We start from the raw sequence: 10,630 nt of genomic DNA on the forward strand, positions 1-10,630 counted from the left end.
TCCTAGTTTGAATCGAAATGACTACAACACCTACTAACAAGTAGACCTGAACAGAAATCCGGCGCGGTTAGGAGCCAAACTGCAAACGGTAAACCTCTTCCTCTTGATCGGTCTCCACCTCCAAATCGGAGGTAGCATAGGCTACACACAGCAGCACAAACCCTTGGGCCTGCAGTTCTGGCCCAATCCCCATTGCCTCTGTCTGAGTCACAGATCCCGACCTCAGCCGCCCCGCACAGGTAGTGCAAACCCCCGCCTGACAAGAGGAAGGTAGCTCTATCCCGTGCTCCAGAGCAGCTTGTAGAAGCGTCTGATCCGCAGAGGCGGGGAAGCGGTAGGTTTGGCCGCGGTGATGAAGGGTTACTTGATAAGCCGTAGCAGACATCAGGAACGGGCTCCCGACGGAGTACGGGTCACCGTCAGAGACTGTGGCTGGCGCATTTTCTTCACCAGAGCCTGGATCTTTTTGGCTCCTTCCTTTTGCAGGTCGGCGATGTAGTGGCCTTTGAGCCGCTCCGCCTCAGCTTCATCGGAGAAGGGGCCGTAGTAGTAGGTACAGTCCTCGGTGGTGATCTCGATCCAGACCGATAGGCCGCGCAGCTTATCCAACAGATTGGCCAAAAGGTTGCTCACGGGATCCATCCCCCATTATCAAGTCTCGCAATCATTGGATGTCCTTTTGCAATCCCCTAGATTCTACTACTTTTATTGACGATTTGTTGAGGAATGTATCAACCTCAGGGCGTTTGAGGTGGTGGGGAGAGCGCTGCCGGTGGATTTCGTAGAGGGCAATGCCGGCGGCCACAGAAGCATTCAAGCTTTCAGTGCGGCCTGCCAAGGGAATGGACAGCAGTTGGTCACAATGGCGCTGTGTGAGCAGGCTAATCCCTTCCCCCTCGGATCCCACCACCAAGGCAATGGGCCGTTGAAAATCGGCTCTATAGATGGGGTCAGTCCCTCGGCTGGTGGTGCCATAAACCCAAAACCCCTGCTCTTTGAGGTATTCCAAAGCCCGATTCAAATTCACCACCCGCGCCACCGGCAAGGTAGAGAGGGCTCCTGCCGCCACCTTCATCACCGTCGAGGTTACCCCTGCTGCCCGCCGTTGTGGGATCACCATCCCCTGCATGCCAAAAGCCTCCACACTACGGGCAATGGCTCCCAAGTTATGGGGATCCTGGATCCCGTCTAGGACTACCAGCACTGGATTGGGGCTGGCCTGCCGGCTTCTTTCCACCAAATCCTCCAGGGCCACGTACTGATAAGGCGTGGCTTGGGCAGCGATACCCTGGTGGTTGGCGCCAGCCGTGAGGGCGTTCAGCCGCTTTGGAGACACTTCGTCGATAACGGTGCCCCGCGCTTTGGCTTCTTCCAACAGAGACAAAAATTGGGGGCTGTAGCGCAACTTCGGCAAGATCCAAACCCGATTGAGGGTGGCTTGACTTCTCAGGGCGGCCAGTACTGTCTGGCGACCGTAGATAATCTCTTGCTCCAGCTCGGTCTGCGGATCCCCGTCGGCCTGAAGCTGCACTTCTTCCGGCAGAACCCCTGTCCCACCCATGGGAAGGCCGGGATCCAGCTCGCCTACTGGTTGAGGAGCCATCTTGCCTTGGGGCCACTGCCGTTGCGCGTCGCAACGGATGGGCTTCACTGGAGCCTCTCGGAGGGCAAGCTTGGGATCCCCGTCTCGGCGTTTGGGCCGCTGTACCCGCTTGCTAACGGATTGCCCTGCCCTTCGCGGCTGCAGTTTGCCCGAGCGAGACAGCCGTGAAGCAGGTTTGCGCTGAGAAGTCTTGGGCATGGGCGTGGAAGATGGAAAGACGGAAAGACTATCCTAACCTTCCCACTCGCCTAGGGTCTCAGCCAAAACATCAGTGAGGGCGAGGATATGGCGCAGCCGTTCGGGATTGGCCAGGTAGAGATAGCCCAGAACTGTTTCCAGGCCGCTGGCGTTTTGGTAATCGGCCAGAGGCAGATGCCGGGGTGGGCGACCGCAGCCATTGCGACCCCAGCGGACAATTTCCTGCTCTTCGGGGTTGAGATGGGGCAACAGGGCCAACAGCAGCTTAGCCTGAGCCGAGCCGCGCACCCGCCTCACCACCTGCTGATGATAGCGCTCCAGTCGATCTGGAGGAAATAGCCGTTGCCGCCGCACATGCAGTTCGTAAATGGCGTCTCCCAAGTAGGCCAAGGCTGCGGGCGATAGGCGGCGAATCTCGGCCAAGGAGGGCCTTTCGGAAGTGGGCTCGAACAGCAGATCGTTCACAGCAGCTCACGAAAGATAGGCAGAAAAAATGTCTAGAACCGCTGTCATCGGCTCATTGCAGGATTCAGTCCATGCTAAGACAAGCTTCCTCTGGTCTGCTAGCCTGACTCGCGCTCTTTCCCCCCTTGCAGGTGATTTGGATCACGAGGCCCAGAGAGAAAAGGTGCTATCGAGTAGACAGGGCAAAGCCGGTTAAGGGGCTGATGTTATGAGCCTTGAAAAGCCAGTTGGAGTTACTGCCAAGAATCTGGAGAGCAAAATCCAAGAAATTGTGGGTGAGCTGGCCAGCGATCAGCGTGAAAGGCTGGAAGGTAAGGCCGAGCAAACAAAGGCAGCCACCCACCCTGGAGTCGAGGATGCTCGAGAAGCGATTAAAGACGTTGTGGATGATCCAACGGATGGCCAATAGCTCCAGTTAAGATGCGGGGACAAGGAGATCTGCATTCAGCAAAAGCAGGTAGGCGACGACCGCCCCCCCCATACCCCCTACCAAAAAGCCAGCGGCCAATTCGCTCCAAGATTGGGATCCCCCTACCGGCCCTATGTTGCGCTGCGAAGTGACAGTGCCGTAGAGAGAAAGGGCCGCCGTCAGAATCAAGATCAGGCCACAGGCTCCCAAAAAGCCGCTCAGCAGACCGATGGGCTCGTTGCGCAGCGGCCCCAGCTTGGCAAAGGGGCCTACCAGCCAATAGCCGTGGGCCATACCGATTTCCAAGCCCCGCCAAATGGAACTCAATCCCGGTCGGTTGATGGGCAGCCAGTCGATCAACAGCCGGACAACAGGCGCGTGGTTGATCGGTGTCCAGAGATCCCCAATTTGCGGATCTCCCTCAGGGACGGTGACGTATCCCTTATTCATGTTCAACCTATTCAACGGAGCAGGATCGGCATTGGGTTCGACCATTTCAGCAACTCTGTGTCCAGTTCAAAGGAGGATGGAAAAAAGCCTAAAAAAGCAGGGATCCCACCGGGCGTAGGTTGCGCTGGGGATCCCTGGCCTACACTCAGAACGTCAAAATGTCGGGGAAGAAGCGATTGATCTCGATGAACAGGGCAAAAACAAAGCTGGAAAACAGGATAAATGCCACCGGAGCAGTGGTGAGAAACTTGGTGAAATCAGCCATAGACGCCTCTCAAAAGTTAAATAAATCGAGTTAGAAAGCCGGGCTCAGCTCCTCAGCGGGGGGAGATGGGCACAGCCGCTTCCGGCTCTCGAATTTCGCCGCTGGCAATTTCCTTAAAAGCAGCAGCGGGCCAAGCCAAAGCCGTGAGGAAGCACCGCAGCGCCAGCGGTACATCGATCAGGCTTTCTTTCATTTCGGGGCTATCCTCATCCCGAACCGCGATCAGGTAAGAACGCCCCGCCCAGCCCAGCCAACCGGCAATATACAGGAAGAGCAGACCGGGGATGAGAAACTCGCCCGCATGGTTCAACCGACCATCCGTAACCAGGTGGGGCAGGCCCTCTTCGCCGCAGAGCAGCTTGCTGTAGCGCTCAAAGCGCTTGCTGGTTTGGGCCAGCTTTTGCTGGTAAACAGGGGCCATAGCAGGGCTGGCGTTGAGGATCTTCTCCTCTAGGCTGCTCAGGCGTTCGTTCATCAGGGCCTGAAAGGCGGGAACTTCGCTGCAAGGTTTCAGACCAATCAAGGGCTCTGCCTGCACAGATTGGGCGAGGCCAAGCGCAATGCAAAGGGCCAAAAGAAGGCTTAAAAAGGTTCGCATAGCAGGATGTGTCCTTGAGGTAGGGGTCTAGGATCTGTCCAAATGCTAAGGGATGCTAAGTGCAGCAACAGGCACTAAACGGTTAGTATCATACTCCTGAGCGCCTCGCCCCGACGGATCCCGGGTTTTAGCTCACACAATTCTTAATTCAAGTATCTCAAGTATCCCAAAGCTCTCCTATCCCTTTTGCCCAGCCTGCTCTCCCATGCCCCGCGTCCTTGCCATCGAAACCAGTTGTGACGAAACGGCTGTGGCTGTGGTGGCGGCGGATGTGGCCTGGCCGGGGTTTGCCCCGCGGCAGCTCAGCTCGGTGGTGGCCAGCCAAATCGACCTCCATGCGGCCTACGGGGGCGTGGTGCCGGAGGTGGCCTCACGGCAGCATGTGGAAACTCTGCCCTTTGTGCTAGAGGCTGCTCTGCAGCAGGCCGGATTGGAGGTGGCCGAGGTAGATGCCATTGCCGTAACTTGTGCGCCGGGCCTGGTGGGATCCCTGCTGGTGGGGCTGATGGGGGCCAAGACCTTGGCTTTGCTTTACGACAAGCCCCTGATCGGGGTGCACCATCTGGAGGGCCATCTCTTTAGCGGCTTTTTGGCCGAGCCCGATCTGCGCCCCCCCTGCCTCTGCCTTTTGGTGTCGGGGGGCCACACCAGCTTGATCTGGATGAAGGACTACGGGCAGTACCAGACGGTGGGTCGCACCCGCGACGATGCTGCCGGCGAAGCGTTTGACAAAGTGGCGCGGCTGCTGGGGCTGGGCTATCCGGGGGGACCGCAGATTGACCGCTGGGCTCAGCAGGGGGATCCGCAGCGCTTTCCCCTGCCCGAGGGCAAAGTGGAGCATCCCTACGACACAAGCTTCAGCGGCCTGAAAACGGCGGTGTTGCGCCTAGTCCAGCAGTTGCAGCAGCAAGGCCAGGAGTTGCCCATTGCCGACATTGCCGCCAGCTTCCAGGCCTGTCTGACCCATGTGCTCACCGAAAAGGCAGTGGCCTGCGCCGAGGCGCTGGGCCTCTCGACGCTGCTGCTGACGGGAGGGGTAGCTGCCAATCGGGAGCTGAGGGCCCGCCTCACAGAAGCAGCCCGGCAAAGGGGGTTGCGGGTGGTGATCCCGCCGATTGCCCTTTGTACCGACAATGCGGCCATGATCGGGGCAGCTGGGCTCTGCCACTGGCTGCGGGGGGAGGTCTCGCCGCTGGAGCTGGGGGTGGCCTCTCGCCTGCCCCTGGAAGGGATCCCTTCCCTCTACCTGGGTGGGGGCGGAGCTCATACAGAAGAACAGACGGGATCTGCCGCAGCCGTCCTCTGACGTTGCCTCACTTCCAGGTAGATCAGCAGGGCATTGATGTCGGCGGGGTTGACACCGCCAATGCGGGCTGCCTGGCCCACGGTGAGGGGACGCACCGCCGAGAGCTTATCCCGCGACTCTTTGGAGAGGGTGGGGATGGAGTGGTAGTCCAGATCGGGGGGCAGAGGGCGGTGGTACTGCTTGCTCACCTGCTCAATTTGGCTCTGCTGCCGCTGGATGTAGCCGCTGTATTTGACGGCAATCTCTGCCGCCTCCTGCTCAAAGGGATCCAGCTCCGCATCCCCCAGCCCCAGTTCCAGGAGATCGGAGTAGTGAATCTGGTTGCGGCGCAAGATCTCGGCCAGGGTGGCGGATCCCTTGATCCCCTGCCCCGTCAGTTGGCTTAGTTGGATGCCGGCCAGGTCGTGGGCCTTCACCCGCTGCGTTTCCAGGCGCTCGATTTCTGCGGCAATGCGCGCTTGCTTGGCTTGGAACAGGGCCCAGCGCCGGTCATCGATCAAGCCCCATTCTCGCCCCAGGGGGGTGAGCCGTTGGTCGGCATTGTCGGAGCGCAGGATGAGGCGGTATTCGGAGCGGCTGGTGAGCATGCGGTAGGGCTCCCGCAGTTCTTTGGTGCAGAGATCGTCGATGAGGGTGCCGATGTAGCTGGACTCCCGCGGCAGGGTGACCAGGGGCTTGCCTTGAACCAGGCGGGCGGCGTTGATCCCGGCTATGAGCCCCTGAGCTGCCGCCTCTTCGTAGCCGGTGGTGCCGTTGATCTGGCCGGCGCAAAACAGCCCCTGCACTTTTTTGGTCATCAGAGTGGGGTAGAGCTGGGTGGCCGGCAGATAGTCGTATTCCACCGCATAGGCAGGCCGCAGCATGACGCACCGCTCCAGGCCAGGCAAGGAGCGCAACATCTGGATCTGGATTTTCTCAGGCATCCCCGTGGAGAACCCCTGGATGTAGAGCTCCGGCAGATCCCGCCCTTCCGGCTCAATAAAAATCTGATGGCTTTCCTTGTCGGCAAAGCGGACAATCTTGTCTTCGATGCTGGGGCAGTAGCGGGGCCCTTTGGCCTCCACCCAGCCGCCATAGACAGGGGTTTCGTGGAGATTTTCCCGGATGATGCGGTGGGTCTCTGGGGTGGTGCGGGTCAAGTAGCAATCCATCTGCTCCCTTGGCACCCACACCTCGGGGTCGAAGCTAAACCAGCGCACATCGGGATCCCCCGGTTGCCGCTCCATGACCGAAAAATCCACGCTGCGCCGATCCACGCGGGCGGGGGTGCCGGTTTTCAGCCGGCCCGTTTCAAAGCCCAGTTGGTGCAGGGTGTCGGTCAGCCCTTCCACGGCAAATTCCCCTGCCCGTCCGGCAGCTTGCCAGTGGCGACCAATCCAGATGCGCCCCCCCAAAAACGTACCGGTGGTCAGGATCACCGCCCGACAGCCGAAGATGGTGCCGAAATGGGTGACCACGCCCACCACCTCGTCGTTGCGCCCCAACACCAAATCGGTGACAGTGCCCTCGCGAATCGTCAGGTTAGGCTGGTTTTCCACCACCGAGCGCATCACCCGCGCATATTCCCTTTTGTCGGTTTGCGCCCGCAGCGCCCACACCGCCGGCCCCCGCGAACGGTTGAGCACCCGCTTTTGCAAATAGGTGCGGTCGGTAACTTTGCCCATCTCGCCGCCGAGGGCATCGATTTCGTGTACCAGTTGCGATTTGGCCGGGCCGCCGACGGCAGGGTTACAGGGTTGCCAGGCGATCTTGTCCAGATTCAACGTCAGCATGAGGGTGTTACAGCCCAGCCGCGCTGCCGCCAATGCTGCCTCACAGCCGGAGTGCCCCCCGCCAACCACCACCACATCGTAGTGATCGAGAAAATCAATGCTGTCCCGTCCAACTCTGAGCATAGGGTGGCAATTCCAAAATGAATAGCCGGGATCCCCGGTCTTTTAATTTTCAGGTTATTTCAGCTCGCTTATCCAGCTTAGCGATGGCGGCAACGGATAGGGTTATTTGCAACCGGCCTGAGGCAGGCAGAGCAGTAGGGAAAGTTTTCTGTTGCCCTGGGAAATAAAGTTGGGTAGAGGCTCAGTTCCCAGCCTAAGTCACCTGATTGAAGAGTTGAAGAGACCTCAGGGCGCTGGGATCAGCTCCCCCAAGGCTGCCGATAGCAGGGGATCCCAGAGGAAAGGGCAGAGTCGCCCAAGGGATGTTGCGGCTCATACAAACACCAGACAGCCCGCCTGAGAGAGCCAAGCACCGATTCCATTATCCTCAACCGGATCTAATCCAGACTATTTTAGTCGGGTTTAGTTGACGCGGCAGATTGCGGGTGATAAGATTCCCCCCAACGATAGGTAAGTTCAATCCAGCGCCCACCCTTTCCTTCACCTTGAGGCTGCCCATGTCCCAAACTCTTTCCGAACGCCCGCTCAGCCCTGCCGATTCCCCGTTGGCCTCTGCCTTGCACAGCTCCAAGGTGGGCTTCAGCCGTTTGCGCTGTCGGGAGTGTGGCGCCGAGTATGAGCCGGTCGCCAAGCATGTTTGTGAGCTGTGTTTCGGCCCCCTGGAAGTGGCTTATGACTACGACTGGCTGAAGCGCACGGTTAGCCGTCAGAGCATCCAGGCCGGGCCGCTGTCTATCTGGCGCTATCGGCCTTTTCTGCCGGTGACTTCTGAGAAGCCCATCGATGTGGGCACCGGCATGACCCCGCTGGTTAAGGCGGAGCGGCTGGGTCGGCGGCTGGGATTGAAAAATCTTTACATCAAGAACGATGCCGTCAACATGCCCACCCTCAGCTTCAAGGATCGGGTGGTGTCGGTGGCGCTGACCCGTGCCAAGGAGCTGGGTTTTACCACCGTTTCCTGCGCCAGCACGGGCAACTTGGCCAACTCCACGGCTGCCATTGCCGCCCATGCCGGCCTAGACTGCACCATCTTCATCCCGGCGGACTTAGAAGCGGGCAAAGTGCTGGGATCCCTGATTTACAACCCCACCGTCATGTCGGTGGAGGGCAACTACGACCAGGTGAATCGCCTCTGCGCCGAGGTGGCGGATCGCTACGGCTGGGGCTTCGTCAATATCAACCTGCGCCCCTACTACTCGGAAGGCTCCAAAACCCTGGCCTACGAGGTGGTGGAGCAACTGGGCTGGCAACTGCCGGATCAGGTGGTGATCCCGCTGGCCTCGGGATCCCTGTACACCAAGGTTTACAAAGGCTTCCAGGAGTTTGTGAAGGTGGGGCTGGTGGCGGATAAGCCGGTCACCTTCCACGGCGCCCAGGCGCAGGGATGTTCGCCCATTGCCCAAGCCTTCCGCGAGGGACGGGATTTTGTCACTCCGGTTAAGCCCAATACCATCGCCAAGTCCATCGCCATCGGCAACCCTGCCGACGGGATCTACGCCCTGGAGATCGCCCGCAGAACCGGCGGCCAGATCGAGACGGCTGCCGATCCGGAGATTGTTGCCGGCATCAAGCTTTTGGCCGAGACCGAAGGCATCTTCACCGAAACCGCCGGCGGCACCACCATTGCCGTGCTCAAACGCCTAGCAGAGTCCGGCCAACTTGATCCCGAGGCGGTTACAGTAGCCTACATTACCGGCAACGGTCTGAAGACCCAGGAGGCGGTTCAAGCCCACGTAGGCCATCCGCTGGTGATCTCGCCCAGGCTGGAGAGCTTTGAACAGGCTTTGGAGCGGGCCCGCACCCTGGAGCGGCTGGACTGGCAGGAGGCATCAGTATGAACTCGGTTTGCAGGGAAGACCCTCTCCATTGCCTCTTAACAGAATCTTAATGAAGAACTGTTAAGATCCCTGGCGTAGACCTATTGGCTCAGGAGCTTTGCACGATGCCTATCTTTCCTTCTGTTCAACGCCTTGTTCGCCGTTGGATCCCGTTGGCGGCTGTAGTGGCCCCACTTGTCTTTGCTCCTGCGGCCCAGCCTCAAGGGCTAAACACCATTGCCGTTGAGCTGGAAACTTTGCCCAGCAGCTACTCGACGCTGGCGGCAGCTTTGCGGGCGACGGGCCTGAATACGGCGTTGGCAGGGCCGGGGCCGTTCACGGTCTTTGCCCCTTCCGATGTGGCCTTTGGGCAACTGCCGCCGGGTACGGTGGAGACGCTGTTGCAGCCGGCCAGCCGGGCTCAGCTCACCCGCATTCTCACGTATCATGTGGTGCCGGGGCGGATTACCTCGTTTGACCTGCGGCCCGGCCAATCGACCACTCTGACCACCTTGGCAGGGCTGCCGCTGCAGGTGCAGGTGGGATCCGATGGCAGCATCCGGGTCAACGGGGCTAACGTGAACCTGGCGGATATTCCAGTTTCCAACGGCGTGATTCACGGCATCGATGGGGTGCTGCTACCCTAGTTTTTTGATGTTGGTTAATGGACGAGGCATTGGGCTATGGCAGTCAAGGTGCTGATTCCCAACACGCTGCGGGCGCTCACCCAGGATCAGGGGGTGGTGAATTGCGAGGGATCCACCATCCGCGAATTGTTGGATGCTTTGGAACAACGCTGTCCGGGGATTAAGGCGCGGCTGTGCGATGAGAAGGGGGAATTGCGCCGCTTCGTCAACTTTTATGTGAACAGCGAAGACATTCGCTTCCTCAAGGGATGTGACACCCCTCTGCAAGATGGGGATGAGGTGAGCATCGTCCCTGCCGTTGCTGGGGGCTGAGGGCTGCCAAGCCTGCCGTGGACGCTGTGGAGTGGTTGAGCCAGCCGGCCCCGCTGGTGGCACCTGCCTTGCTGGGCATGGTTCTGGTGCGGCAATTTGCCGATGGGCTGCAGGTGCGGGCCCAGATCGTAGAGACGGAGGCCTACACGGCTGGGGATCCGGCCTGCCATGCCTACCGCCGCAAGACCCAACGCAACCAGGTCATGTTTGGCCCGCCAGGGCATCTCTACATCTATCGCATCTACGGCCTCTACCACTGTCTAAATATCGTTACCGAGCCAGAAGGGATCCCGGCGGCGGTTCTGATCCGGGCAGCTCAGTTGGATCGCCTGCCAGACTGGATCCCGGCCAACAAACAGAATCAGCCAGCACGGGCGGCGGCGGGGCCGGGCCTGCTCTGTCAAGCACTGCGCATCGACGGATCCCACAACGGCTGGCGGCTAGAGCGGGCGGAAGCCGGCCAGGAAGGCATTTGGCTGGAGGGATCCCCCTCTTGGCAAACGCAGTTGTCCATCGTCCAAACCACCCGCATCGGCATCACCCAAGGAGCCGAGATCCCCTGGCGCTGGTACATTGGTGGACATCCGGCGGTGTCGCGCTATTAGTGGGGGCAGGCGGACAATGCTCGCAGAAGGCAGTGGCTAAAGGACTCCGTCCCGCTTACG

14 protein-coding genes are annotated in these 10,630 nt (G+C 59.8%); 6 read left to right on the forward strand and 8 right to left on the reverse strand.

The window, feature by feature from the left end; translation table 11 throughout:
- Positions 1–67 precede the first annotated feature (67 nt).
- Genes NW819_RS05840 through NW819_RS05855 form a run of 4 tightly spaced genes read right to left on the reverse strand, consistent with a single transcriptional unit; the run spans position 68 to position 2,266 of the window.
- Positions 68–385 carry a 2Fe-2S iron-sulfur cluster-binding protein gene (locus NW819_RS05840; RefSeq protein WP_414400108.1) on the reverse strand — a complete coding sequence of 106 codons (318 nt, stop codon included), beginning with the start codon at positions 383–385 and terminating at the stop codon, positions 68–70.
- Positions 385–642: a DUF1816 domain-containing protein gene (locus NW819_RS05845; RefSeq protein ID WP_414384163.1), complete on the reverse strand. Its 258-nt coding sequence runs from the start codon at positions 640–642 to the stop codon at positions 385–387. The genes NW819_RS05840 and NW819_RS05845 overlap by 1 nt, the downstream gene beginning before the upstream one ends.
- A gap of 22 nt (positions 643–664) precedes the next feature.
- Complete coding sequence (gene rlmB, locus NW819_RS05850) at positions 665–1,801, reverse strand: 23S rRNA (guanosine(2251)-2'-O)-methyltransferase RlmB (protein ID WP_414413186.1); 1,137 nt, start codon at positions 1,799–1,801, stop codon at positions 665–667.
- A gap of 33 nt (positions 1,802–1,834) precedes the next feature.
- Positions 1,835–2,266: a ribonuclease III domain-containing protein gene (locus NW819_RS05855; protein WP_011434368.1), complete on the reverse strand. Its 432-nt coding sequence runs from the start codon at positions 2,264–2,266 to the stop codon at positions 1,835–1,837.
- A gap of 208 nt (positions 2,267–2,474) precedes the next feature.
- Here NW819_RS05855 and NW819_RS05860 point away from each other — a divergent pair, with 208 nt between their 5' ends.
- Positions 2,475–2,675: a hypothetical protein gene (locus NW819_RS05860; RefSeq protein WP_041436874.1), complete on the forward strand. Its 201-nt coding sequence runs from the start codon at positions 2,475–2,477 to the stop codon at positions 2,673–2,675.
- 6 nt (positions 2,676–2,681) lie between these two features.
- Here the strand turns inward: NW819_RS05860 and NW819_RS05865 are convergent, their stop codons facing one another.
- From NW819_RS05865 to NW819_RS05875, 3 genes are all read right to left on the reverse strand, one after another.
- Positions 2,682–3,170, reverse strand: a complete 489-nt coding sequence (locus NW819_RS05865) for a photosystem I reaction center protein subunit XI (RefSeq protein ID WP_414332284.1) — start codon at positions 3,168–3,170, stop codon at positions 2,682–2,684.
- 100 nt (positions 3,171–3,270) lie between these two features.
- Entirely contained in the window at positions 3,271–3,390 is a 120-nt protein-coding gene (locus NW819_RS05870; protein WP_011434365.1) for a photosystem I reaction center subunit IX, read from the reverse strand.
- A 52-nt stretch (positions 3,391–3,442) separates the two neighbouring features.
- Entirely contained in the window at positions 3,443–3,988 is a 546-nt protein-coding gene (locus NW819_RS05875) for a Photosystem I reaction center subunit III (RefSeq protein WP_414342216.1), read from the reverse strand.
- 205 nt (positions 3,989–4,193) lie between these two features.
- Here NW819_RS05875 and tsaD point away from each other — a divergent pair, with 205 nt between their 5' ends.
- The gene (tsaD, locus tag NW819_RS05880) at positions 4,194–5,294 is read left to right on the forward strand and encodes a tRNA (adenosine(37)-N6)-threonylcarbamoyltransferase complex transferase subunit TsaD (RefSeq protein WP_414413187.1); all 1,101 of its coding nucleotides are present in this window, start codon (positions 4,194–4,196) and stop codon (positions 5,292–5,294) included.
- Here tsaD and mnmG read toward each other — a convergent pair.
- On the reverse strand, positions 5,252–7,189 hold the full coding sequence (gene mnmG / locus NW819_RS05885; RefSeq protein ID WP_414413188.1) for a tRNA uridine-5-carboxymethylaminomethyl(34) synthesis enzyme MnmG: 1,938 nt from the start codon (positions 7,187–7,189) through the stop codon (positions 5,252–5,254). The genes tsaD and mnmG overlap by 43 nt on opposite strands.
- A 497-nt stretch (positions 7,190–7,686) precedes the next feature.
- On the opposite strand from mnmG, the gene thrC reads away from it, so the two are divergent.
- The 4 genes from thrC to NW819_RS05905 all read left to right on the forward strand — a co-directional run bounded on the left by thrC (position 7,687) and on the right by NW819_RS05905 (position 10,570).
- Complete coding sequence (gene thrC / locus NW819_RS05890; protein WP_414413189.1) at positions 7,687–9,027, forward strand: threonine synthase; 1,341 nt, start codon at positions 7,687–7,689, stop codon at positions 9,025–9,027.
- Positions 9,028–9,131: 104 nt separating this feature from the next.
- Positions 9,132–9,653: a fasciclin domain-containing protein gene (locus NW819_RS05895; RefSeq protein WP_011434359.1), complete on the forward strand. Its 522-nt coding sequence runs from the start codon at positions 9,132–9,134 to the stop codon at positions 9,651–9,653.
- 36 nt (positions 9,654–9,689) lie between these two features.
- Positions 9,690–9,965, forward strand: a complete 276-nt coding sequence (locus tag NW819_RS05900; protein WP_011434358.1) for a ubiquitin-like small modifier protein 1 — start codon at positions 9,690–9,692, stop codon at positions 9,963–9,965.
- A 26-nt stretch (positions 9,966–9,991) separates the two neighbouring features.
- On the forward strand, positions 9,992–10,570 hold the full coding sequence (locus tag NW819_RS05905) for a DNA-3-methyladenine glycosylase (RefSeq protein ID WP_011434357.1): 579 nt from the start codon (positions 9,992–9,994) through the stop codon (positions 10,568–10,570).
- Positions 10,571–10,630: the final 60 nt, after the last annotated feature.

This window comes from Synechococcus sp. R8-2, assembly GCF_047461715.1.
In the GTDB taxonomy this organism is placed as follows: domain Bacteria; phylum Cyanobacteriota; class Cyanobacteriia; order Thermostichales; family Thermostichaceae; genus Thermostichus.

Excerpts from the sequence above, each read along its gene's own strand:
- NW819_RS05840 (WP_414400108.1), bottom strand. The coding sequence starts at position 385 with ATGTCTGCTACGGCTTATCAAGTAACCCTTCATCACCGCGGCCAAACC.
- NW819_RS05845 (WP_414384163.1), bottom strand. The coding sequence starts at position 642 with ATGGATCCCGTGAGCAACCTTTTGGCCAATCTGTTGGATAAGCTGCGC.
- rlmB (WP_414413186.1), bottom strand. The coding sequence starts at position 1,801 with ATGCCCAAGACTTCTCAGCGCAAACCTGCTTCACGGCTGTCTCGCTCG.
- NW819_RS05860 (WP_041436874.1), top strand. The coding sequence starts at position 2,475 with ATGAGCCTTGAAAAGCCAGTTGGAGTTACTGCCAAGAATCTGGAGAGC.
- NW819_RS05865 (WP_414332284.1), bottom strand. The coding sequence starts at position 3,170 with ATGGTCGAACCCAATGCCGATCCTGCTCCGTTGAATAGGTTGAACATG.
- NW819_RS05870 (WP_011434365.1), bottom strand. The coding sequence starts at position 3,390 with ATGGCTGATTTCACCAAGTTTCTCACCACTGCTCCGGTGGCATTTATC.
- NW819_RS05875 (WP_414342216.1), bottom strand. The coding sequence starts at position 3,988 with ATGCGAACCTTTTTAAGCCTTCTTTTGGCCCTTTGCATTGCGCTTGGC.
- tsaD (WP_414413187.1), top strand. The coding sequence starts at position 4,194 with ATGCCCCGCGTCCTTGCCATCGAAACCAGTTGTGACGAAACGGCTGTG.
- mnmG (WP_414413188.1), bottom strand. The coding sequence starts at position 7,189 with ATGCTCAGAGTTGGACGGGACAGCATTGATTTTCTCGATCACTACGAT.
- thrC (WP_414413189.1), top strand. The coding sequence starts at position 7,687 with ATGTCCCAAACTCTTTCCGAACGCCCGCTCAGCCCTGCCGATTCCCCG.
- NW819_RS05895 (WP_011434359.1), top strand. The coding sequence starts at position 9,132 with ATGCCTATCTTTCCTTCTGTTCAACGCCTTGTTCGCCGTTGGATCCCG.
- NW819_RS05900 (WP_011434358.1), top strand. The coding sequence starts at position 9,690 with ATGGCAGTCAAGGTGCTGATTCCCAACACGCTGCGGGCGCTCACCCAG.